The organism is Pseudomonas sp. MF5691, assembly GCF_016405645.1.
Taxonomy (GTDB): domain Bacteria; phylum Pseudomonadota; class Gammaproteobacteria; order Pseudomonadales; family Pseudomonadaceae; genus Aquipseudomonas; species Aquipseudomonas shahriarae.
Genome location: NZ_JAEKDC010000003.1, coordinates 287,083 through 310,520 on the forward strand (window position 1 = coordinate 287,083; position 23,438 = coordinate 310,520).

Genomic DNA, 23,438 nt, shown 5'->3' on the forward strand with positions numbered 1-23,438 from the left:
CGCTCAATCGCGGGCAAGCCCGCTCCCACAATGGATACACATTCCCAATGTGGGAGCTGGCTTGCCTGCGATGCAGGCAACTCGGTCCATCAGGTGTCCGCCACCATGCATAACCCCTGCGCCCTGATCCCGGTCTACAACCATGAAGCCGCCGTGCCCGCCGTGGTCCGCAGCCTGCTGGAGCATGGCCTGCCCTGCCTGCTGGTGGACGATGGCAGCAGCCCCGCCTGCGCCGCCGTACTGGCGCAACTGGCCAGCCTGGACAACGTCTCGCTGATCACCCTGCCCACCAACCAGGGCAAGGGCGGTGCGGTGCAAGTCGGTTTTCGCGAAGCCGCACGCCTGGGCTTTACCCATGCCCTGCAAGTGGACGCCGACGGCCAGCACGACCTGCGCGAAGTCGCCCTGTTTATCGACGCCTCGCGCACTCACCCCGATGCGGTGATCTGCGGCTACCCCGAATACGACGACAGCGTGCCCAAGGGCCGCCTCTACGCCCGCTACCTGACCCATGTCTGGGTGTGGATCAACAGCCTGTCGCTGCAGATCCGCGATTCGATGTGCGGCTTTCGCATCTACCCGCTGGCACCGGTGCTGGCGCTGATGGACTCGGCGCGGATCGGCAAGCGCATGGATTTCGACTCCGACATCCTCGTGCGTTTGTCATGGCGCAACCAGCCGATGCGCTGGCTGCCGACCAAGGTGCATTACCCGGCCGATGGCCTGTCGCACTTTCGGATGTTCCACGACAACCTGCTGATTTCGTCGATGCACACCCGGCTGTTCTTTGGCATGTTGCTGCGTGCGCCGCTGATCCTCTGGCGACGGTGGCAGGCATGAGCGAAAACACCCGGCATTGGGCCGACCGCCAGGAGCGCGGCAGTTTCTGGCTGATGAAGCTCACCGCGTTCGCCGCCAAGGTCCTCGGGCGCCGGGTGCTGAGCCCACTGCTGTATGGCATCGTCCTGTACTTTTTCGTGTTTGGTCGCGCCGCGCGCCAGAGCATCTGGCAATACCAGCAGCGCCTGGCCGACTGGAACGGGCGCGACGAGCTGCGCCCCAGCCACAAAAAGGTCTTCAGCCAATTCATGGCCTTCGCCGACGCCTTGCTGGACAAGCTCGACGTATGGAACGGCAAGCTGCGCCTGGAACAGATCGAGATCATCGACCCGGCCCAGTTGCGCGGGCAACTGCGCGGCGAACGTGGGCAGATGCTGGTGGGTGCGCACCTGGGCAACCTGGAAGTGTGCCGGGCCCTGGCGGAGCTGGGCGAGAAAGTCACCATGAATGTGCTGGTGCACACCAAGCATGCCGAACAGTTCAACCGCCTGCTGGGCGAAGCCGGGGCGAGCAACCTGCGGCTGATCCAGGTCAGCGAACTGGACCCGGCGGTGATGCTGCTGCTCAGCCAGCGCCTGGACGACGGTGAATGGCTGGCGATTGCCGGCGACCGAATCCCGCTGCATGGCGGGCGCACCGTGCGCGTGGACTTTCTCGGCCATAGCGCGGCCTTCCCCCAGGGCCCGTGGTTGCTGGCCGGGCTGCTCAAATGCCCGGTCAACCTGCTGATGTGCCTCAAGCACCAGGGCCGCTATCGTTTGATCATCGAGCCCTTCGCCCAATTGATCGAATGGAAACGCAGCGACCGCCCGCAAGTGATCGCCCACTGGGCCGCCCGCTACGCCGAACGCCTGGGCCAATTCTGCCTGGAAGCGCCCCAACAATGGTTCAACTTTTACCCTTTCTGGAAGACCGATGACGACGCATCTGCTTGAGCCGGTAACCTTCGGCGAACTCCCTTTGCGCATCGAAGACGTGCTGGCCCTGGCCAACCGTCAGGCGCCCACTCGCCTGCAAGACGATGCCGGGTACCGCCAGCGCATCGCCAAGGGCGCGCAGTTCCTCGATTCGCTGCTGGACAAGGAAGGCGTGATCTACGGCGTGACCACCGGCTATGGCGACTCGTGCGTGGTGGCGGTGCCGTTGCAGCATGTCGAGGCATTGCCGCGCCACCTGTACACCTTCCACGGCTGCGGCCTGGGCAAGTTGCTCGACGCCCAGGCCACCCGTGCGGTGCTGGCGGCGCGTTTACAGTCGCTGTGCCATGGCGTGTCCGGGGTGCGGGTTGAACTGCTGGAGCGCCTGCATGCGTTTCTTGAACACGACATCCTGCCGCTGATCCCGGAAGAAGGCTCGGTCGGCGCCAGCGGCGATCTGACGCCGCTGTCATACGTGGCCGCGACCTTGTCCGGCGAGCGTGAAGTGCTGTTCCGGGGCGAGCGCCGCCAGGCTGCCGATGTCCATCGCGAGCTGGGCTGGACCCCGCTGGTGCTGCGACCCAAGGAAGCCCTGGCGCTGATGAACGGCACCGCGGTGATGACCGGCCTGGCCTGCCTGGCCTTCGCCCGCGCCGACTACCTGCTGCAACTGGCCACACGCATCACCGCGCTGAACGTGGTGGCGTTGCAAGGCAACCCGGAGCACTTCGACGAACGCCTGTTCGCCGCCAAACCACACCCCGGGCAGATGCAGGTCGCAGCCTGGCTGCGCAAGGACCTGGCGATCGACGCCCCGACCGCGCCGCTGCACCGCCTGCAAGACCGCTACTCGCTACGCTGCGCGCCCCACGTCCTCGGCGTGCTGGCCGACAGCCTGAACTGGCTGCGCTCGTTTATCGAGATCGAACTCAACAGTGCCAACGACAACCCGATCATCGACGCCGAAGCCGAACGTGTGCTGCACGGCGGGCACTTCTACGGCGGGCATATCGCCTTTGCCATGGACAGCCTGAAGAACCTGGTGGCCAACGTCGCCGACCTGCTCGACCGGCAACTCGCGCTGCTGGTGGACGAGCGCTACAACCATGGCTTGCCGAGCAACCTGTCGGGCGCCCCGGCGGACCGCGCAATGATCAACCACGGCTTCAAGGCGGTGCAGATCGGCACCAGCGCCTGGACCGCCGAAGCGTTGAAAAACACCATGCCGGCCAGCGTGTTTTCGCGCTCCACCGAATGCCACAACCAGGACAAGGTCAGCATGGGCACCATCGCCGCCCGCGATGCGATCCGCGTCTTGGAGCTGACCGAACAAGTGGCCGCCGCCACCTTGCTCGCCGCCAACCAGGGCGTGTGGTTGCGCGCCCAGGTCAAGGATGCACGGCCGTTGCCGCCAGCCCTGGCTGCGATGCACGAGGCACTGGCCAAGGACTTCCCGCCGGTGATCGAAGACCGGGCCCTGGAGGGCGAACTGCGCCTGTGCCTGCAACGCATCGCCGCGCAACACTGGAGGCTGCATGCGTAGCCCCGGCGTATTGCACAGCGACACACAAATCCTCGTACCGTTCTTCGACATCGACACGATGAACGTGGTCTGGCACGGCCACTACGTGAAGTACCTGGAAATCGCCCGTTGCGCGTTGCTCGACAAGCTCGGCCACAACTACACGGCAATGCTCGAATCCGGCTATGCGTGGCCGGTGATCGACATGCAACTGCGCTACGTGCGTGGCGCCACCTTTGGCCAGACCCTCAACGTGCGCGCCAGCCTGGTGGAGTGGGAGAACCGCTTGAAGGTCAACTACCTGATCACCGACCTTGCCAGCGGCGAACGCCTGACCCGCGCCAGCACCGTGCAAGTGGCCGTAGAAATTGCCAGCCGCGAGATGCAACTGGCCTCGCCAACCGTGTTCACCACCGCCGTCGAAAGGGCCTTGAAATGCTGACCCCTGTGGGAGCTGGCTTGCCGGCGATGGACGTCAACGCTAACGCAGGGGCCCTGACACTGCGCAGCGCCCTGAGGTTTTTTGCGAGCAAGCTCGCACCTACAGCGGCAGGGTTGTTGCTGAGCTTCGGGGCTTATGCTTTTGACCTGCAACAGCTCAGCGATCAACTGGCCAAGCCTACGGTGATCCACGGCAACTTCATCCAGGAAAAACACCTGCGTGCCCTGCCCCAGCCGCTGACCAGCACAGGTACCTTCGTCCTGGCCAAGGACCACGGCCTGCTCTGGCTGCTGAAAACCCCGCTGCAGCAGGACTACCGCATCAACGCCCAGGGTATTGCCCGCCGTGATGCAAACGGTTGGCAGCCACTGCCGAACAAAAGCGCCGGCGCCGAGCAGAACCGTTTGTTCCTCGCCGTCCTGCAAGGCGACAGCAGTGGCTTGCAGCGCGACTTCGAGTTGCAGCTGCAAGGCGAAGCCAAGGCCTGGAAACTCACGTTGATCCCGCGCTCGCTGCTGCTCAAGCAAGTGTTCACCCAAATCAATATCGACGGCGGCGAACTGGTGCACACCATCGAGTTGCTGGAAACCCAGGGCGACAGCACCCTGTTGCGCATGCAGGACAGTACCAGCACGCAACCTTTGAGCGACGCGGAGCAACACGACTTTGCCCAGTGAGCGTTGGTTGCCGCGCCTGTTCCTGATCCTGCTGGTGGCCGTGCTGGCCCTGGCCGGCTGGCAATGGCGCCAGGGCGCGCCGTTGTCGGCCAACCTGATGGAACTGGTGCCAGGTAACACCCCGGACGCCCTGGAGCTGGCGGCCGAGCAGCGCATGCAGGAACCCCTGAACCGCGAGATGCTGGTGCTGGTCGGGCATGCCGAGCGTCAGCAGGCGGTGGCCATGGCCGAACAATTGGGCGAGCGCTGGCAGGCCAGCGGTCTGTTTGAAAAAGTCACCTGGACCCTGCAAGCCGACCTGCCCGCCCTGCGCCAGCAATTGCTGCAAGGGCGCCTGGCGATGCTGTCGACCAAGGACCGCGAACAGTTGATCGGCGAGCCTGCGGCGTTTATCGCAGAGCGGGTACACACACTGTTCGATCCCTTTACCGGCTTCAGCCTGGTCCCCAGCCAGGACGACTGGCTGGGCCTGACCGGACGCATCCAGAGCAGCCAGCCACAACACGGCGCGGTGCAACTGGATATCGGCAGCGGCGCGCTGATCGCCGACGCCGACGGCAAGAGCTGGGTATTGCTGCGTGCGCGTACCCAGGGCAATGCCTTTGATATGAAGCTGCCGCTGCAAGTCGCCGACTTGCTGCAAGCCAGCCGCGAACAGGCCGCCCAGCACGGCGTGCAACTGCTCGCCGCCAGCGGCCTGCTGTACGCGGCCAACGGTCAACAACAAGCCAGCCGCGAGATGACCTGGGTCGGCGGTGGCGCAACGGTGGGGATCCTGTTGCTGTTGCTGCTGGCGTTTCGTCGCTGGCGGGTGTTGCTGGCGTTTGTCCCGGTGCTGGTGGGCATGCTGTTTGGCGCGGTGGCCTGTGTGGCGCTGTTCGGCCATATGCATGTGATGACCCTGGTGCTGGGCGCGAGCCTGATCGGCGTGGCCGTCGACTACCCGCTGCACTACCTGTCCAAGAGCTGGAGCCTGCAACCCTGGCGCAGCTGGCCAGCCTTGCGCCTGACCCTGCCGGGCCTGAGCCTGAGCCTGGCCACCAGTTGCATCGGCTACCTGGCCCTGGCCTGGACGCCGTTCCCGGCGCTGACCCAGATCGCCGTGTTCTCCGCCGCCGGCCTGGTGGGCGCCTACCTGTCGGCGGTGTGCCTGTTGCCGGCGCTGCTCAACGGCATGGACCTGCGCCCGGCGCAATGGCCGCTGCGGGTCGCCGAGTTCCTGCTGGGGGTGCGTGAGTCGCTGCTCAAGCGCCTGCCGAGCCAGGCATTGCTGGTGCTGGCCCTGCTGTTCTGCGCCGGTGGCCTGTGGCATCTGAACAGCAAGAACGATATTCGCCAGTGGATCAGCGCGCCGCCGCAACTGCTGCAAGAAGCCCAGGCGATTGCCCGCATTACCGGCTACCAGCCCACCAGCCAGTTCTTCCTGGTACGCGCGGACAATCAACAGCAGTTGCTGGAACGCCAGGCTGCGTTGAGCCTGCGCCTGGATCAACTGGTGCACATGGAAAAACTGCAAGGCTACCTGGCGCTCAATCAACTGGTCAGCCCCCCCGGCGAACAGCAGCAATTGCGCGAAGCCCTGAATCAACTGCCCGCCCTGTGGCAGCCGCTGCTCGACCTCGGCATCCCCGCCAGCGCCCTGCAAGCAGAGCTGGCGCAGTTGCAGGCGCTGCCCACCGCCGACATCGACGCCGCCCTGGCTGGCCCGCTGGCCGAGCCGTGGCGCCTGCTGTGGCTGGGCAATGTCGAGGGCGGCGTGGCGGCGATGGTCAGCCTGCAAGGCTTGAACAACCCGGCGCTGCTGCGCATCCAGGCCCTTGACCTGCCGGGCGTGCAACTGGTGGACCGCCTCGGCGACTTGAACCAGGTATTTGCCGCAACCCAGATCAGCGCTGCCGAATTGAAATTATTGTCCTGTGTACTGATCGTCTTGCTGCTGATTCTGCCCTTTGGCCTGGGCGGCGCGCTGCGGATTGTCGCCCTGCCGCTGCTGGCGGCGCTGTGCAGCCTGGCCAGCCTCGGTTGGCTGGGGCAGCCGTTGACCCTGTTCAGCCTGTTCGGCCTGCTGCTGGTGACGGCGATCAGCGTCGATTATGCAATCCTCATGCGCGAACAGATCGGCGGTGCCGCTGTCAGCCTGCTGGGGACGTTGCTGGCAGCCGTCACCACCTGGCTGTCCTTTGGCCTGCTGGCGGTGTCCAGCACCCCGGCGGTGAGTAATTTCGGCCTGTCGGTCAGCCTGGGCCTGGCCTTCAGCTTTATGCTGGCGCCATGGGCCGGCCGCCAGGAACATGCGCAATGATGCCCACTAATTTTTTTGAGTTGAATGTAATGATCGCCAACCCGGCAAGGAGCCACAGTGCCCACAGTTGAAATGGAACGCCGCCAGGTCGTGGTGATCGGTGCCGGCCCGTCCGGTGCCATTGCGGCCGCGCTGCTCAAGCGTAACGGGCATGATGTATTGATCATCGAGCGCGAGCACTTCCCGCGTTTTTCCATCGGCGAGAGCCTGCTGTCCCACTGCATCGACTTTATCGAAGAGGCCGGCATGCTCGAGGCCGTCAACGCCGCCGGTTTCCAACTGAAAACCGGTGCCGCGTTTGCCTGGGGCGAGCGCTACAGCGCCTTTGATTTCGGTGACACATTCAGCGACGGCAAGCCCACGACCTTCCAGGTCCAGCGCGCCGACTTCGACAAGTTGCTGGCCGATCAGGCGGCGCTGCAAGGCGTAGAGATCCGTTACGGCCAGACCCTGGTCGGGGTGGATTTCGCCGCCGGCCACCGCTACCTGCATGTACGCCGCGAAAACGGTCGCGAATACCACATCAAGGCCGGCTTCGTCCTCGACGCCAGCGGTTACGGTCGCGTGCTGCCACGCCTGCTGAACCTGGAAGCGCCGTCGAACTTCCCGCTGCGCCAGGCGGTGTTCACCCACGTCGAGGACCATATCGAACATCCGGGCTTCGACCGCAGCAAGATTCTTATCACCACCCACCCGACCCAGCGCGATATCTGGTTCTGGACCATCCCGTTCAGCAACGGGCGCTGCTCGGTGGGCGTGGTCGCGGCCAAGGAGCATTTCGCCGGCTGCGATGGGGATCTGGATGCCTGCCTGCGCCGCTTTATCGAACAAACCCCGAGCCTGTCCAGTGTGCTGGCGAATGCCGTGTGGGATACCCCGGCCCGGACCATTGGCGGCTACTCGGCGAACGTCACCACCCTGCATGGCCCGGGGTTTGCGCTGCTGGGCAATGCCGCGGAGTTCCTCGACCCGGTGTTCTCGTCCGGCGTGACCATCGCCATGCGCTCGGCCAGCATGGCCGCCGGGCTCTTGCACCGCCAGCTCAAGGGCGAAAGCGTGGACTGGCAAACCGAGTTCGCGGTGCCGCTCAAACGCGGGGTCGACACCTTCCGCTGCTACGTCGAAGGCTGGTACGCCGGCACCTTCCAGGATGTGATCTATCACCCTGGCAGCTCGCCGGAAATCCGCCGCATGATCAGTTCGATCCTCGCCGGCTACGCCTGGGATGAACGCAACCCCTTTGTCAGCGAACCCAAGCGCCGCTTGCGGATGCTCTCGGAAATTTGTGCGGCAGAAAACCTATGAGCAGCCCACCTGTGTCAAAAGAGTACTTGAGTAAAAACTACGTCGAAGAAACCAAATTCGGCTTCTGGTTCCTGCGCAGCCACACCTGGCAGCATCATGTGCTGCGCGTGGCAATCAACGACCTGCGCAGCCTGTTCAGCACCCCGCTGCCGGAAGCTCCAGTGCTGCTGGATGCCGGTTGCGGCCAGGGCAAGTCGTTCCGTTATTTGCAGCAGGTATTCGCCCCCCAGCGCCTGATCGGCCTTGACGCCGACCCCCACAGCCTCGACCTGAGCCGTGCCGAAGCGGCGCGCCAGGGCATTGATATCGAGTTGATCGGCAGCGATTGCGCAACCCTCAAGGTGGCCGATGACAGTGTCGATATCCTGTTCTGCCACCAGACCTTCCACCACCTGGTGGAGCAACAGCGGGCACTCACCGAGTTCTATCGGGTGCTCAAGCCGGGCGGCTACCTGCTGTTTGCCGAGTCCACCGAAGCCTATATCGACACCTGGGTGATTCGCTGGCTGTTCCGCCACCCGATGCATGTGCAGAAAAGCGCCGCCGAGTACCTGGAGATGATCCGCGACCAGGGTTTCGAGTTTGGCCCGCAGAATGTGTCGTACCCGTACCTGTGGTGGAGCCGCTCGGCTGACTTCGGCCTGCTGGAGCGTTGGGGCCTGCGTCAGCCCAAGCCGTTTGGCGAGCGTGAAGAGACCCTGGTGAATGTGGTTGCACGCAAGCCACTCGCAGGCCCGCCAGCATGATCCGCGCGTTGTTGATCGGCTGCCTGTTGCTGCTGGCCGCGTGCGCCAGCCAGCCGCCACTGCCGGTGCATACACCGAGCCTGGCCTTGCCCCTGCAATTGCATATCGAGCGCGAGCAGGACGGCCAGCGCCAGGACTGGTTGCTGGTGATCCAGCGCGAAGGCGAGGCCCTGCGCTGGTCACTGATGGACCCGCTGGGCATCCCCCAGGCCCGGCAAAAGCTGGTGGCCGGCCGTTGGCAGGCAGATGGCCTGCTACCGCCCAACCCCCAGGCCCGCGAGCTGTTTGCGGCGCTGCTGTTCGCCCTGACCCCGGCCGCTGAAATGCCCGGCAACTACCCCCAAGCCCGTGAAGGCGATGGCGTACGGGTACTCAAGCCGCACTGGCAGGTGATCTACCGCGCGCCCCTGACCTTCAGCGTGAACATGCCCGGCCAGCACCTGAACTATCGCGTCACCGCGCTTGAGAGCAGCCCATGACCGCCTACCTCAATGCCCTGGGGATCATCTGCGCCCTAGGCCGCGGCCAGCAGGCCGTGCGGCGCAATCTGTTTGCCGGGGATTGCTCGGGTATGCGCGCCGAGAGCGGCTGGGTGCCCGAGCGAGTACTGCCGGTGGGCAGCGTGCCTGGCGAACTGGCGCCACTGCCGCCGCACCTGGCCCAGCAGAGCAGTCGCAATAATCAGCTGTTGCTGGAGGCCGCCTTGCAGATCGAAGGCCCGATCCGGCAGGCGATCGACACCTTTGGCGCCTCGCGTATCGGTGTGGTGCTGGGTACCAGCACCTCGGGCATTGATGAAGCCAGTCGCGGCATCGCCCATTACCTGCGCGAAGGGCAGTTCCCCGAGGCCTATGACTACCGGCAACAGGAACTCGGCGCCCCGGCCAACTTCCTCGCCGACTGGCTGCAACTGAGCGGCCCGGCCTATGTGATTTCCACCGCCTGCACCTCCAGCGCCCGCGCAATGATGAGCGCACGCCGCCTGCTGGACCTGGGCCTGTGCGATGCGGTGCTGTGTGGCGGGGTCGATAGCCTGTGCAAGCTGACCCTCAATGGCTTTACCTCGCTGGAAGCGGTCTCCAGCGAACGCTGCAACCCGTTTTCGGTGAACCGCAACGGCATCAATATCGGCGAGGCGGCGGTGCTGTTCCTGATGAGCAAAACCCCGGCGCCCATCGCCCTGCTGGGTAGCGGCGCCAGTTGCGATGCGCACCATATTTCTGCGCCGGAACCCAGCGGCAAGGGCGCATTGCAGGCCATGCGCAAGGCCCTGGCCAGCGCGAAACTGGCGCCGGCGCAGATCGGTTACCTGAACCTGCACGGCACCGCCACCCAGCATAACGACGCCATGGAAAGCCTGGCCGTGGCAAGCCTGTTCCCCGCCGGTGTAGCCTGTTCCTCGACCAAGCCCATGACCGGCCATACCCTCGGCGCCGCCGGGGCGCTGGAAGCGGCATTCTGCTGGCTGAGCCTGATGGAAGGTGCTGTGCCGCCCCATATCTGGGACGGCCAAGCCGACCCGGCGCTGCCCGCCCTGCGCTGGGCCAAGGTCGGCGACCTCCTGGAAAAACGCTGCCTGATGAGTAACTCGTTTGCCTTCGGCGGCAATAACGTCAGCCTGATTATCGGAGACGCCCTATGAGCCATTGGCCACTCGCCGAACTGCTGCCCCACGCCGGGGACATGATCCTGATCGACCAGGTGTTGGCGTTCGATGAAGAACAGATCCGCACCCGCGTCACCGTCAAGCCCGGCGGCCTGTTCAACCGCCCTGACGGCAGCCTGCCGGCCTGGGTCGGCGTCGAGTTGATGGCGCAAAGCGTGGCCGCCTATGCCGGCTGCCGCGCACGCCAGAACGGCGAAGCAGTGGAGTTGGGCTTCCTGCTGGGCACGCGCAAATTCGAATGCAATGTCGAGCACTTTCCCGCCGGCAGCGAACTGACCATCCACGGCCTGCGCTCCCTGGAAGACGACAACGGCATGGGTGTGTTCGAATGCCACCTGACCGGCGACGGGATCCAGGCCAGCGCCCGCCTGAACGTATTTCGACCGCCCCAGGCGGCCAACTATTTAGCTGAATCGAAGGACACGCGTCATGACTGAATCCGTACTGGTCACCGGCTCCAGCCGGGGTATCGGCCGCGCTATCGCCCTGCGCCTGGCCCAGGCCGGCCATGACATTGTGCTGCATTGCCGCAGCGGCCGCGCCGAGGCAGATGCCGTACAGGTCGAAGTCGAGGCCCTGGGCCGCAAGGCGCGGGTACTGCAATTCGACGTGGCGGACCGGGCCACCTGCAAGCAGATCCTTGAAGCCGACGTAGAAGCCCACGGTGCCTATTACGGCGTGGTGCTGAATGCCGGGCTGACCCGCGATGGCGCGTTCCCGGCGTTGTCGGAAGACGACTGGGACGTGGTGATGCGTACCAATCTCGATGGTTTCTATAACGTGCTACACCCAGTGATGATGCCGATGATCCGGCGTCGTGCGGCCGGGCGCATTGTATGTATTACCTCGGTCTCGGGGCTGATCGGCAACCGTGGCCAGGTCAACTACAGCGCGTCCAAGGCCGGCCTGATCGGCGCCGCCAAGGCCCTGGCCATTGAGCTGGGCAAGCGCAAGATCACCGTCAACTGCGTGGCCCCGGGCCTGATCGACACGGCAATGCTCGATGAGAATGTGCCGGTGGAAGAACTGATGAAAATGATCCCCGCGCAACGCATGGGCACCCCCGAAGAGGTCGCCAGTGCGGTGAACTTCCTGATGTCAGCCGAGGCCGGCTACATCACCCGCCAGGTCCTGGCCGTGAACGGGGGCCTGTGCTGATGAAACGTGTGGTAGTCACCGGCATGGCCGGCATGACCTCCCTGGGCAGCGACTGGGACACCATCGTCGCCAACTTCCGCGCCCGGCGCAGCGGTATCCGGCGCATGGACGAGTGGGATCGCTTCAGCGAACTGAACACCCGCCTGGCCGGGCCGATTGACGACTTTGTGGTGCCGGCCCACTGGACCCGCAAACAATTGCGCAGCATGGGCCGGGTCTCGCGCCTGGCGGTGTGGGCCGCCGAGCAGGCGTTGCAGGACGCAGGCCTGCTGGGCGATGCGTCGATCAAGGATGGGCGCATGGGTGTCGCCTGCGGCTCATCCACCGGCAGCACCGACGAGATCAAGGCATTCGGCAATATGCTGCTCAACTCGGTGGCCGAGGGTCTGAACGCCAACTCCTACGTGCGCATGATGCCGCACACCACGGCGGCCAATATCAGCATCTTTTTTGGCCTCACCGGGCGCCTGATCCCCACGTCCAGCGCGTGTACCAGCGGCAGCCAGGGCATCGGCTATGCCTATGAAGCGATCAAGTTCGGCCGCCTGCCACTGATGCTAGCCGGTGGCGCCGAAGAACTGTGCCCCACCGAAGCCATGGTGTTTGACGCGCTCTACGCCACCAGCCTGAAAAACGACGCGCCGCAAACCAGCCCACGGCCCTACGACAGCGGTCGCGACGGCCTGGTGATCGGCGAAGGCGGCGGCATGCTGGTGCTTGAGGAGCTGGAACATGCCCTGGCCCGTGGTGCGCATATCCATGCCGAAATCGTTGGTTTTGGCAGCAACGCCGACGGCCAGCACACCACGCGACCTGAACAGACCACCATGCGCCGCGCCATGGAGCTGGCCCTCGAAGATGCCGGCCTGGCGCCGGATGCCATCGGTTATGTGAACGGCCACGGCACCGCCACCGAACAAGGTGACATTGCCGAAACCCTGGCCACCAGCAGCCTGTTCGGCAGCCGCATGCCCATCAGCTCGCAGAAGAGTTTCCTCGGCCATACCCTGGGCGCCTGCGGGGCGCTGGAGTCGTGGTTCAGCATCGAGATGATGAACCGCGACCAGTACGTGCCGACCTTCAACCTCGATCAAGTGGACCCGCGCTGCGGCGAGCTGGATTACCTGCGCGGCGAGTTCCGCCAGATGCACAACGGCTACGTGATGAACAACAACTTTGCCTTTGGCGGCGTCAACACGTCGCTGATCTTTCGCCGCTGGCAGTAAGCCTTTTATTTGATTGGAGAGAACGCAATGTCTTCGTTGCTACGCGCCACCCTTATCGCCCTGACGCTGCTGACCGCTGCCGGCTGCACCAGCAAGCCGGTGCTCAACACCCAGCACGCGCTTGCCGCCAACGAGCAGGTCAGTGAAGAGAAAATGAAACAGAGCATCCTCACCGCCCTGGACAAGCGCAACTGGACCGTGCAACGCGCCGACCCACGCCTGATCCAGGCCCAGATCAATGTGCGCAACCGCTACTACGCCGAAATCGACATTCGCTACACCGGCACCAGCTACGCCATCACGTATCGCGACAGCCAGGAACTGGGCTACAAGAACGGCAAGATCCATCGCAACTACAACCGCTGGGTGAGCATGCTCGACCGCGACATCATGGCCGCGTTGCGCTCTAACGGCGCCGCGCAAGCGGGTACCGCGGCGCAGTTGTTCAAGGAGACGGGGACGTCGAAGCAGAACTGATCGGCGCCTGAAAAACCGGCATCTACCTTGCACCAGAAACGACAAAGGGCGCCTTTCGGCGCCCTCTTCACAAGCAGGCTGGCTTGGCCTTAACAGCTAAAAACTGCTCACTGGAAAGTTCAGCGATTTTGTAAGTTCGTTTGCCATGCCGATCCTTACGCTTGATTCGATCAAGTCGTCCAAGGCTGACGGTGGCAACGCTGTCGCATTTCGCCCAGCACACTGGGTTAGCTTTCAAGCTGCAAGTGGTGTGCGAGTACCGTCTGCGGCGCCGTGGTACTTAGGGGCACAACCGTTACCAACAGCTTATTGGTCCTGTGCCTGCGTATCACAATGACGGGTCTGATCTTGATGATTTCCGGCACCTCATAGCCTCGAAAATCACAAATCAACACACTGCCTTCTTTGGGCTGATAGAGAAGTGTCATCCATGTCACTCAGTGAAAAACAAACGGTTCCGGTACCTGATATGTGAACGCCGCTACACCAACGCCTTACGCGTCAGCAGCTCGACAAACGCCTTGGCCATGGGTGACTGCTGGTCCTTGCGCTGCACCAGCCACACTGCCGTTACCGCCTCCGGGTCGAGCAAGGTGCGGTAGACCACACCGTCGATGCGGATGCGCTGGTATGACGCCGGCAACACCGAGACTCCCAACCCCGCCGCCACCAGGCCGATGATGGTCATGGCCTCGCCCGCCTCCTGGGCGAAGTGCGGGCTGAAACCGGCATCGCGGGCCAGGTTGATCAACTGTGCGTACAAACCACTACCGTAGGCCCGTGGGAAGAATACGAAGGGTTCTTCAGCCAACTGCGTCAGGTGCAAACCGCGCTCGCTGCCTTGCGCCAACGGATGCCCGGCACTGAGTACCGCCACCAGGGGCTCACGCATCAGCTCTACGACACTCAATGCATCGGGCAATGGCAACGGGCGCATCAAGCCGACCTGGATCGTTTCGTCCCCCAGCGCATCAGCCACCTCGGTGCTGCTCATCTCCTGCAAATTCAAATGCACTGCCGGGAAGGCCTGGCGAAAAGCAAAAATCGCCTGTGGGATGCTGGAGTTGAACGGCGCCGAAGAGGTGAAGCCAATCTTCAGTTCCCCCAGCTCCCCCAACTGCGCCCGGCGTGCCACATCCGCAGCCTTGTCGACCTGGGCCAGTACCAGGCGGGCTTCCGTGAGGAACAAGCGCCCGGCCTCGCTCAGCTCGACCCGACGATTGGTGCGTTCGAACAACCGGGCGCCGACCTCCTGCTCCAGCGCCTGGATCTGCTGGCTCAAGGGCGGCTGAGAGATGCCCAGGACCTGGGCGGCCCGGCCGAAATGCAGCTCTTCAGCCACGGCGATGAAGTAGCGCAAGTGGCGCAATTCCATGAAAACCTCATTAGGTCGTAAAAGCTATCAAACAGGTCGAACAATATATTGGAAAGAATCATTAGCCAGCTATATTCTTTTTGCATGGCCAGTCCTGGCTGCCTTTGCTTCCCGAGGTCCCGCGTGAAAGCTGCCGTCGCTCCGCTTGCCCAAGAACGTCCGCCCACTGCCCTGGATGAGGTGGTGGCGCAACTCAACGACGTGTACATCGAAAAAGGTACGCCGTTGTTTATGCGTACAGTGCTGGCGCTGTTTTCCGGGGGCTTTGCCACCTTTGCCCTGCTGTATTGCGTACAGCCGATGATGCCGGTGCTGTCCCACGAGTTTTCCATCAACGCCGCGCAGAGCAGCCTGATCCTCTCCGTCTCCACCGCGATGCTTGCCTTTGGCCTGCTGATCACCGGGCCGATTTCCGACCGCCTGGGGCGCAAACCGGTGATGGTCACCTCGCTGTTCTGCGCAGCCGTGTGCACCATCGCCAGCGGCCTGATGCCGACCTGGGAAGGCATCCTGTGGATGCGCGCGCTGCTCGGTCTGTCCCTCAGTGGCCTGGCGGCCGTGGCCATGACCTACCTCAGCGAAGAGATCCACCCGCAGCACATCGGCCTGGCCATGGGCCTGTACATCGGCGGCAACGCGATTGGGGGCATGAGCGGGCGCCTGATCACTGGCGTATTGATCGACTTTGTCAGCTGGCACACGGCAATGCTGATCATCGGCGCACTGGCGCTGATTGCGGCGACGGTGTTCTGGAAGATCCTGCCGCCCTCGCGCAACTTCCGCGCCAGCAGCCTCAAGCCGCGCAACCTGGTCAACGGTTTCGTCATGCACTTCAAGGATGCCGGCCTGCCCTGGCTGTTTCTTGAGGCCTTTGTGTTGATGGGGGCGTTTGTCACGCTGTTCAACTACATCGGCTACCGCTTGCTGGCCGATCCCTATGACCTGAGCCAGGCGGTGGTGGGCCTGCTGTCGGTGGTGTACCTGTCGGGCATCTACAGCTCGGCGAAGATTGGCTCGCTGGCCGACCGCCTCGGCCGCCGTCGCGTACTCTGGGCCACGATTGTGCTGATGCTGGCCGGCATCACCCTGACCCTGTTCAGCCCGCTGCCACTGATCATCATCGGCATGCTGATCTTCACTTTCGGCTTCTTCGGCGCCCACTCGGTAGCCAGCAGCTGGATCGGCCGCCGCGCCCTGAAAGCCAAGGGGCAGGCGTCGTCGCTGTACCTGTTCAGTTATTACGCAGGGTCGAGCATTGCCGGGACGGCCGGTGGGTTTTTCTGGCATTACGCCGGATGGAACGGGATTGGCGGGTTTATCATCGCGCTGCTGATCGTGGCGCTGCTGGTGGCGTTGAAACTGGCCAAGTTGCCACCGCTCAAACTGTAGGAGCTGGCTTGCCAGCGATGTGGCCCGAAGAATCACCACAAGGCTCAGGCATGTCATCGCCGGCAAGCCGGCTCCTACAACAATCGTCAGCCAATAAAAAACCGGCCTGAGCCGGTTTTTTATTAGCTGATGCTTACTCGTGATACTGCGCCGACAACTCATGCACCGCACGCAGGAACGCGCCTGCATGCTCTGGGTTCACTTCCGGGGTGATGCCATGGCCGAGGTTGAACACGTGGCCGCTGCCCTTGCCGTAGCTGGCGAGGATGCGGCCCACTTCGGCGCGGATCGCTTCCGGCTTGGCGTAGAGCACGGTCGGGTCCATGTTGCCTTGCAGGGCCACCTGGTTGCCGACGCGGCGACGGGCTTCGCCCAGGTCGCAGGTCCAGTCCAGGCCCAGCGCATCGGCGCCCGCATCAGCGATGCTTTCCAGCCACAGACCGCCACCCTTGGTGAACAGGATCACCGGCACTTTGCGGCCTTCGTGTTCGCGGATCAGGCCACTGACGATTTTGCGCATGTAGGCCAGGGAGAACTCCTGGTACGCCGCCGCCGACAGGTTGCCGCCCCAGGTGTCGAAGATCTGCACCGCTTGCGCGCCGGCCATGATCTGGCCGTTGAGGTAGGACACGACCGACTGCGCCAGCTTGTCCAGCAGCAAGTGCATGGCTTGTGGGTTGTCGTAGAGCATGGCCTTGGTCTTGCGGAAGTCTTTCGACGAACCGCCTTCGACCATATAGGTGGCCAGGGTCCACGGGCTGCCGGAGAAGCCGATCAGCGGTACGCGGCCATTGAGTTCACGGCGGATGGTGCTGACGGCGTCCATCACGTAACCGAGGTCTTTGTGTGGGTCCGGGATCGGCAGGGCTTCGATGTCGGCCAGGGTGCTGATCACTTTCTTGAAGCGTGGACCTTCGCCGGTTTCAAAGTACAGGCCTTGGCCCATGGCATCGGGGATGGTCAGGATATCGGAGAAAAGAATGGCCGCATCCAGTTGTGGATAGCGGTCCAGCGGCTGCATCGTGACTTCGCAGGCGAACTCCGGGTTCATGCACAAGCTCATGAAATCGCCCGCGTTGGCGCGGCTGGCGCGGTACTCCGGCAGGTAGCGACCGGCTTGACGCATCATCCACACGGGGGTGACGTCTACGGGTTGCTTGAGCAGGGCACGAAGGAAACGGTCGTTCTTGAGGGCAGTCATGTCGGCATCCGCAAAAAAAGTGCGGGCATTTTCTCAGAGCCGGACGCAAAAGGCACGGTTACAGGTCAGCCTTTTGTCTATCGGGTCAATTTGTCGCGGACATGAAAGCACCGCAAAACAAATGTGGGAGCGGGCTTGCTCGCGAATGCGGGTTGTCAGTGGACATATCTGGTCACTGTTAGATCGCATTCGCGAGCAAGCCCGCTCCCACATTTTTGATCCCATTCCAGGGGGATCAGTATTAGACCTGCAAGTAGTCCAGGATGCCCTCGGCGGCGTTGCGGCCTTCGAAGATCGCCGTCACCACCAGGTCAGAGCCGCGCACCATATCGCCACCGGCGAAGATTTTCGGGTTGCTGGTCTGGTGCTTGTACTGGCCTTGTTCCGGGGCCACGACGCGGCCCTGGCTGTCGGTCTGGATCTGGAACTGCTCGAACCACGGCGCCGGGCTTGGGCGGAAGCCGAAAGCGATGACCACGGCGTCAGCCGGGATGATCTCTTCGGAACCCGGGATCGGCTCGGGGCTGCGGCGGCCCCGGGCGTCCGGTTCGCCGAGACGGGTCTCGACCACCTTCACGCCTTCGACGCGGTCTTCACCGACAATCGCGATCGGCTGGCGGTTGTAGAGGAATTTCACGCCTTCTTCCTTGGCGTTCTTCACCTCTTTGCGCGAGCCCGGCATGTTGGCCTCGTCACGGCGATAGGCACAGGTCACCGACTTGGCGCCCTGGCGGATCGACGTGCGGTTGCAGTCCATCGCGGTGTCACCACCGCCCAGTACCACGACCTTCTTGCCTTTCATGTCGACGAAATCTTCCGGCGACTTTTCAAAGCCCAGGTTGCGGTTGACGTTGGCGATCAGGAAGTCGAGCGCGTCATACACGCCCGGCAGGTCCTCACCGGCAAAGCCGCCCTTCATGTAGGTGTAGGTGCCCATGCCCATGAATACCGCATCGTATTCTTCGAGCAGTTGCTCCATGGTGATGTCTTTGCCGATTTCGGTGTTGAGACGGAACTCGATACCCATGCCGGTGAAGACTTCGCGGCGATTACTCAGCACGGTCTTTTCCAGCTTGAACTCGGGGATGCCGAAGGTCAGCAGGCCACCGATTTCCGGGTTCTTGTCGAACACCACCGGGGTCACACCGCCACGCACCAGCACGTCAGCACAACCCAGGCCCGCCGGGCCCGCGCCGATAATCGCCACGCGCTTGCCGGTCGGCTTGACCTTGGACATGTCCGGGCGCCAGCCCATGGCGAACGCGGTGTCGGTGATGTACTTCTCCACCGAGCCGATGGTCACCGCACCAAAGCCGTCGTTGAGGGTGCAGGCACCCTCGCACAGACGATCCTGGGGACAAACCCGGCCGCAGACTTCCGGCAGGGTGTTGGTCTGGTGCGACAGCTCGGCGGCGGCGAGGATATTGCCCTCGGCCACCAGCTTGAGCCAGTTGGGAATGAAGTTGTGCACCGGGCACTTCCATTCGCAATACGGGTTACCGCACCCCAGGCAGCGGTGGGCCTGATCGGCCGAGTGCTGGGGTTTGAAGGGTTCGTAGATCTCCACGAACTCTTTCTTGCGTTGACGCAACAGTTTCTTCTTCGGATCTTTGCGCCCGACATCGATGAACTGGAAGTCGTTATTCAGACGTTCAGCCATGTTAAAACCTCATCAAACTCTTCAGGCGCATATCACTGCGGGTTGGCACGGATGCTGGAAAGCAACGATTTCAGGTTGGCAGCCTTGGGCTTGACCAGCCAGAAACGACGCAGGTAATCATCGAGGTTCTCGGCGAGGTTACGACCCCATTCGCTGCCGGTTTCCTCGACGTACTCGTCCAGCACGTGCTGCAAGTGGTTCCGGTAGGACTCCATGGCCTCGCCGCTGATCCGCTGGATCTCGACCAACTCGTGGTTGACCTTGTCGACGAAGGTGTTGTCCTGGTCCAGCACGTAGGCGAAACCGCCAGTCATGCCCGAACCGAAGTTGTAACCGGTCTTGCCCAAGACGCAGACGAAACCACCGGTCATGTACTCGCAGCAGTGATCGCCAGTGCCTTCGACCACGGTGTGGGCACCGGAGTTACGCACGGCGAAACGCTCGCCGGCCGTACCGGCAGCGAACAGCTTGCCACCGGTAGCGCCGTACAAGCAGGTGTTGCCGATGATGGCACTGTCCTGGGTCTTGTAAATGCTACCCGCTGGCGGAACGATCACCAGCTTGCCGCCGGTCATGCCCTTGCCCACGTAGTCGTTGGCGTCGCCTTGGAGGTACATGTGCAGGCCGCCGGCGTTCCACACGCCAAAGCTCTGGCCCGCAGTGCCCTTGAAGCGGAAAGTGATCGGCGCCTTGGCCATGCCCTGGTTGCCGTGTTTGCGGGCGATTTCGCCGGAGATCCGCGCGCCGATGGAACGGTCGCAGTTGCAGATATCCAGGGCGAACTCGCCACCGCTGGCGTCATTGATCGAGGAGCCGGCCATGTCGACCATTTTCTCGGCCAACAGGCCTTTGTCGAACGGCGGGTTGCGATCCACCTGGCAGAATTGTGGCTTGTCTGCCGGGATGTGATCGCTGCCCAACAGCGGCGTCAGGTCCAGGTGCTGTTGCTTGGCGGTCTGGCCTTCGAGGATGTCCAGCAGATCGGTACGCCCGATCAGCTCTTCCAGGGAGCGCACGCCGAGCTTGGCCAGCCATTCACGGGTTTCTTCGGCGACGTAGGTGAAGAAGTTCACCACCATGTCGACGGTGCCGATGTAGTGATCCTTGCGCAGCTTCTCGTTCTGCGTGGCCACGCCGGTCGCGCAGTTGTTCAGGTGGCAGATGCGCAGGTATTTGCAGCCCAGGGCGATCATCGGTGCGGTACCGAAGCCGAAGCTTTCAGCGCCGAGGATCGCGGCCTTGATCACGTCGAGGCCGGTTTTCAGGCCGCCGTCGGTCTGCACCCGGACCTTGCCGCGCAGGTCGTTGCCGCGCAGGGTCTGGTGAGTCTCGGCCAGGCCCAGCTCCCACGGTGCGCCGGCGTACTTGATCGAGGTCAGCGGCGAAGCGCCGGTGCCGCCGTCATAGCCGGAGATGGTGATCAGGTCGGCATAGGCCTTGGCCACGCCAGCGGCGATGGTGCCGACGCCGGCTTCCGCGACCAGTTTCACCGAGACCAGGGCCTGCGGGTTGACTTGCTTGAGGTCGAAAATCAGCTGCGACAAGTCTTCAATCGAGTAGATGTCGTGGTGCGGCGGCGGCGAAATCAGGGTCACGCCCGGCACTGCATAACGCAGCTTGGCGATCAGACCGTTGACCTTGCCGCCTGGCAGCTGGCCGCCCTCACCGGGCTTGGCGCCCTGGGCGACTTTGATCTGCAGCACTTCGGCGTTGACCAGGTATTCCGGGGTTACGCCGAAACGGCCAGTGGCGACCTGCTTGATTTTCGAACTCTTGATGGTGCCGTAGCGCGCCGGGTCTTCGCCACCTTCGCCGGAGTTGGAACGCGCACCCAGGCGGTTCATGGCTTCGGCCAGGGCTTCGTGGGCCTCGGGAGACAAGGCGCCCAGGGAGATACCGGCAGAGTCGAAACGCTTGAGGATCGACTCCAGTGGTTCGATTTCGCTGATAGCCAACGGCGTGTCCAGGGTTTTCACCTGGAACAGGTCGCGGATCATCGACACCGGGCGGTTATCCACCAGCGCGGTGTATTCCTTGAACTTGGCGTAGTCGCCCTGCTGCACAGCGGCTTGCAGGGTGCTGACCACGTCCGGGTTGTAGGCGTGGTATTCGCCACCGTGCACGAACTTGAGCAGGCCACCTTGCTGGATCGGCTTGCGCGCGCTCCAGGCCTCCAAGGCCAGGGCTTTCTGTTCGGCTTCGATATCGACGAAACGCGCGCCCTTGATGCGGCTTGGCACGCCACGGAAACTCAGTTCGCAGACTTCTTCCGACAGGCCGATGGCCTCGAACAACTGCGCGCCACGGTAAGAGGTGACGGTGGAGATGCCCATCTTCGACAGGATCTTCAGCAAGCCCTTGGTGATGCCTTTACGGTAGTTCTTGAATACCTCGTAGAGGTCACCCAACACTTCACCGGTACGGATCAGGTCGCCCAGCACTTCGTACGCGAGGAACGGGTAAACGGCCGAGGCGCCAAAGCCGATCAGCACCGCAAAGTGGTGCGGGTCGCGGGCGGTGGCGGTTTCGACGAGGATGTTGGAGTCGCAACGCAGGCCTTTTTCGGTCAGGCGATGGTGCACCGCGCCGGTAGCCAGGGAAGCGTGGATCGGCAGCTTGCCTGGGGCGATATGGCGGTCGGTCAGCACGATCTGGGTACGACCGGCGCGCACGGCTTCTTCAGCCTGATCGGCGACGTTGCGCACAGCGGCTTCCAGGCCGAGGCTCTCGTCGTAGTTCAGGTCGATGATCTGCCGGTCGAAGCCTGGACGCTCCAGGGTCATCAGCGAACGCCACTTGGCCGGGGAAATCACCGGCGAGCTGAGGATCACGCGCGAAGCGTGCTCTGGCGATTCCTGGAAGATATTGCGCTCGGCACCGAGGCACACTTCCAGGGACATGACGATGGCTTCACGCAGCGGGTCGATCGGCGGGTTGGTGACCTGGGCGAACTGCTGGCGGAAATAGTCATACGGCGTGCGCACGCGCTGGGACAGCACGGCCATCGGCGTATCGTCGCCCATGGAGCCGACCGCCTCGTAGCCTTGCTCGCCGAGTGGGCGCAGCACCTGGTCGCGCTCCTCGAACGTGACCTGGTACATCTTCATGTACTGCTTGAGCTGGTCGACGTCATAGAACGCCGAACCGTGGTCGTTGTCTTCCATGGTCGCCTGGATGCGCAGGGCGTTCTTGCGCAGCCATTGCTTGTACGGGTGACGCGACTTCAAGCGGTTGTCGATGGCATCGGTGTCGAGGATCTGCCCGGTTTCGGTGTCCACGGCAAGGATCTGACCAGGGCCGACGCGGCCTTTGGCAATCACGTCTTCAGGCTGGTAGTTCCACACGCCAACTTCCGAAGCCAAGGTGATGAAGCCGTTGGTGGTGGTCACCCAACGCGCCGGGCGCAGGCCGTTACGGTCGAGCAGGCACACCGCGTAGCGACCATCGGTCATGACCACCCCGGCCGGGCCGTCCCACGGTTCCATGTGCATCGAGTTGTACTCATAGAACGCCCGCAGATCGGGGTCCATGGTCTCGACGTTCTGCCACGCAGGCGGAATGATCATGCGCACGCCACGGAACAGGTCGATGCCGCCGGTGACCATCAGTTCGAGCATGTTGTCCATGCTCGAGGAGTCGGAACCCACACGGTTGACCAGTGGGCCGAGCTCTTCGAGGTCCATCAGGTCGTTGGCGAACTTGGTGCGACGGGCCACGGCCCAGTTGCGGTTGCCGGTGATGGTGTTGATCTCGCCGTTGTGGGCGAGGAAGCGGAATGGCTGGGCCAGCGGCCATTTCGGCAGGGTATTGGTGGAGAAGCGCTGGTGGAACACGCAGATCGCGGTTTGCAGGCGCTCATCGCTCAGGTCCGGATAGAAGGCGGTCAAGTCCGCCGGCATCATCAGGCCTTTATAAATGATGGTCTTGTGGGAAAAGCTGCAGATGTAGTGGTCGGTGTCCAGGGCGTTGGCCACGGACGAACGGCGACGCGAGGTGAACAGCTTGATCGCCATGTCCTGGTCGCTCAGGCCGTCGCCTGCGATAAACACTTGTTCGATCTGCGGCAGGCGCTCGTGGGCCAGGCGGCCGAGCACGCTGGTGTCGATCGGCACTTTGCGCCAGCCAACGAGTTGCAGGCCGGCAGCGAGGATCTCGCGGTTCATGTTCTCGCGAGCGGCCTCGGCTTTGACCGGGTCCTGGTTGAAGAACACCATGCCCACCGCGTATTGCTTGGGCAAATCGGCGCCGAAGGTTTCCTTGGCGACAGCGCGCAGGAACAGGTCGGGCTTTTGAATCAGCAAGCCACAACCGTCACCGGTTTTGCCGTCGGCGTTGATCCCACCGCGGTGGGTCATGCAGGTCAGGGCCTCGATGGCCGTTTGCAGAAGGGTATGACTGGGTTCGCCCTGCATATGGGCTATCAGGCCGAAACCACAGTTATCCTTGAATTCGTCGGGTTGGTACAGACCTGCTTTCATAGACACTTTCTCACCAGGCTGCCTCTTATTTCGAGGCAAATTTCTTTTCAATTCAAC

20 protein-coding genes are annotated in these 23,438 nt (G+C 63.2%); 15 read left to right on the forward strand and 5 right to left on the reverse strand.

Translation table 11 applies throughout. From position 1 onward, the window contains the following. Positions 1 to 105: 105 nt before the first annotated feature. From JFT44_RS06595 to JFT44_RS06660, 14 genes are read left to right on the forward strand one after another with little or no spacing between them, the layout of a single operon-like run. A complete protein-coding gene (locus JFT44_RS06595) occupies positions 106 to 840 on the forward strand; it encodes a glycosyltransferase family 2 protein (protein WP_057437268.1) in 735 nt (244 codons plus the stop codon). Further along, positions 837 to 1,775 (forward strand): glycosyl transferase, encoded by a 939-nt coding sequence (locus JFT44_RS06600; protein WP_169989269.1) that lies wholly within the window; start codon positions 837 to 839, stop codon positions 1,773 to 1,775. The genes JFT44_RS06595 and JFT44_RS06600 overlap by 4 nt, the downstream gene beginning before the upstream one ends. Beyond that, the gene (hutH, locus tag JFT44_RS06605; RefSeq protein ID WP_057958094.1) at positions 1,756 to 3,300 is read left to right on the forward strand and encodes a histidine ammonia-lyase; all 1,545 of its coding nucleotides are present in this window, start codon (positions 1,756 to 1,758) and stop codon (positions 3,298 to 3,300) included. The genes JFT44_RS06600 and hutH overlap by 20 nt, the downstream gene beginning before the upstream one ends. Next, the gene (locus JFT44_RS06610; RefSeq protein WP_057958093.1) at positions 3,293 to 3,721 is read left to right on the forward strand and encodes a thioesterase family protein; all 429 of its coding nucleotides are present in this window, start codon (positions 3,293 to 3,295) and stop codon (positions 3,719 to 3,721) included. Before hutH ends, JFT44_RS06610 begins: the two co-directional genes overlap by 8 nt. Continuing rightward, a complete protein-coding gene (locus JFT44_RS06615) occupies positions 3,715 to 4,398 on the forward strand; it encodes an outer membrane lipoprotein carrier protein LolA (RefSeq protein ID WP_233096763.1) in 684 nt (227 codons plus the stop codon). Before JFT44_RS06610 ends, JFT44_RS06615 begins: the two co-directional genes overlap by 7 nt. After that, positions 4,388 to 6,700, forward strand: coding sequence for an MMPL family transporter (locus tag JFT44_RS06620; protein WP_057958092.1), 2,313 nt, complete (start codon positions 4,388 to 4,390; stop codon positions 6,698 to 6,700). Before JFT44_RS06615 ends, JFT44_RS06620 begins: the two co-directional genes overlap by 11 nt. 57 nt (positions 6,701 to 6,757) lie before the next feature. Continuing rightward, positions 6,758 to 8,005: an NAD(P)/FAD-dependent oxidoreductase gene (locus JFT44_RS06625; protein ID WP_081044168.1), complete on the forward strand. Its 1,248-nt coding sequence runs from the start codon at positions 6,758 to 6,760 to the stop codon at positions 8,003 to 8,005. Positions 8,006 to 8,016: 11 nt separating this feature from the next. Beyond that, positions 8,017 to 8,751, forward strand: a complete 735-nt coding sequence (locus tag JFT44_RS06630) for a class I SAM-dependent methyltransferase (RefSeq protein WP_169989309.1) — start codon at positions 8,017 to 8,019, stop codon at positions 8,749 to 8,751. After that, complete coding sequence (locus JFT44_RS06635) at positions 8,748 to 9,230, forward strand: hypothetical protein (RefSeq protein WP_057958090.1); 483 nt, start codon at positions 8,748 to 8,750, stop codon at positions 9,228 to 9,230. The genes JFT44_RS06630 and JFT44_RS06635 overlap by 4 nt, the downstream gene beginning before the upstream one ends. Further along, on the forward strand, positions 9,227 to 10,393 hold the full coding sequence (locus tag JFT44_RS06640) for a beta-ketoacyl-[acyl-carrier-protein] synthase family protein (protein WP_057958089.1): 1,167 nt from the start codon (positions 9,227 to 9,229) through the stop codon (positions 10,391 to 10,393). Before JFT44_RS06635 ends, JFT44_RS06640 begins: the two co-directional genes overlap by 4 nt. Continuing rightward, positions 10,390 to 10,854 carry a hotdog family protein gene (locus JFT44_RS06645; RefSeq protein WP_057437248.1) on the forward strand — a complete coding sequence of 155 codons (465 nt, stop codon included), beginning with the start codon at positions 10,390 to 10,392 and terminating at the stop codon, positions 10,852 to 10,854. The genes JFT44_RS06640 and JFT44_RS06645 overlap by 4 nt, the downstream gene beginning before the upstream one ends. Beyond that, the gene (gene fabG, locus JFT44_RS06650) at positions 10,847 to 11,575 is read left to right on the forward strand and encodes a 3-oxoacyl-ACP reductase FabG (protein ID WP_057437246.1); all 729 of its coding nucleotides are present in this window, start codon (positions 10,847 to 10,849) and stop codon (positions 11,573 to 11,575) included. The genes JFT44_RS06645 and fabG overlap by 8 nt, the downstream gene beginning before the upstream one ends. Beyond that, positions 11,575 to 12,801, forward strand: coding sequence for a beta-ketoacyl-ACP synthase (locus JFT44_RS06655; protein WP_198830450.1), 1,227 nt, complete (start codon positions 11,575 to 11,577; stop codon positions 12,799 to 12,801). Before fabG ends, JFT44_RS06655 begins: the two co-directional genes overlap by 1 nt. A gap of 27 nt (positions 12,802 to 12,828) precedes the next feature. After that, positions 12,829 to 13,278: a hypothetical protein gene (locus JFT44_RS06660; RefSeq protein WP_057958088.1), complete on the forward strand. Its 450-nt coding sequence runs from the start codon at positions 12,829 to 12,831 to the stop codon at positions 13,276 to 13,278. 227 nt (positions 13,279 to 13,505) lie between these two features. On the opposite strand, the gene JFT44_RS28600 is transcribed toward JFT44_RS06660, so the two are convergent. After that, on the reverse strand, positions 13,506 to 13,706 hold the full coding sequence (locus JFT44_RS28600) for a type II toxin-antitoxin system PemK/MazF family toxin (RefSeq protein WP_233098298.1): 201 nt from the start codon (positions 13,704 to 13,706) through the stop codon (positions 13,506 to 13,508). Between the two features lie 53 nt (positions 13,707 to 13,759). Next, entirely contained in the window at positions 13,760 to 14,653 is an 894-nt protein-coding gene (locus JFT44_RS06670; RefSeq protein ID WP_057437242.1) for a LysR family transcriptional regulator, read from the reverse strand. A gap of 171 nt (positions 14,654 to 14,824) precedes the next feature. Between JFT44_RS06670 and JFT44_RS06675 the strand changes: the two genes are divergently transcribed. Next, a complete protein-coding gene (locus JFT44_RS06675) occupies positions 14,825 to 16,042 on the forward strand; it encodes an MFS transporter (RefSeq protein ID WP_233098307.1) in 1,218 nt (405 codons plus the stop codon). A gap of 133 nt (positions 16,043 to 16,175) precedes the next feature. On the opposite strand, the gene hemE is transcribed toward JFT44_RS06675, so the two are convergent. The 3 genes from hemE to gltB form a co-directional block, all read right to left on the reverse strand. Beyond that, a complete protein-coding gene (gene hemE, locus JFT44_RS06680; RefSeq protein ID WP_057437235.1) occupies positions 16,176 to 17,243 on the reverse strand; it encodes a uroporphyrinogen decarboxylase in 1,068 nt (355 codons plus the stop codon). A 241-nt stretch (positions 17,244 to 17,484) separates the two neighbouring features. Further along, positions 17,485 to 18,903 carry an FAD-dependent oxidoreductase gene (locus JFT44_RS06685; protein WP_034105894.1) on the reverse strand — a complete coding sequence of 473 codons (1,419 nt, stop codon included), beginning with the start codon at positions 18,901 to 18,903 and terminating at the stop codon, positions 17,485 to 17,487. Positions 18,904 to 18,935: 32 nt separating this feature from the next. Continuing rightward, the gene (gene gltB, locus JFT44_RS06690) at positions 18,936 to 23,381 is read right to left on the reverse strand and encodes a glutamate synthase large subunit (RefSeq protein WP_120731332.1); all 4,446 of its coding nucleotides are present in this window, start codon (positions 23,379 to 23,381) and stop codon (positions 18,936 to 18,938) included. Positions 23,382 to 23,438 lie beyond the last annotated feature (57 nt).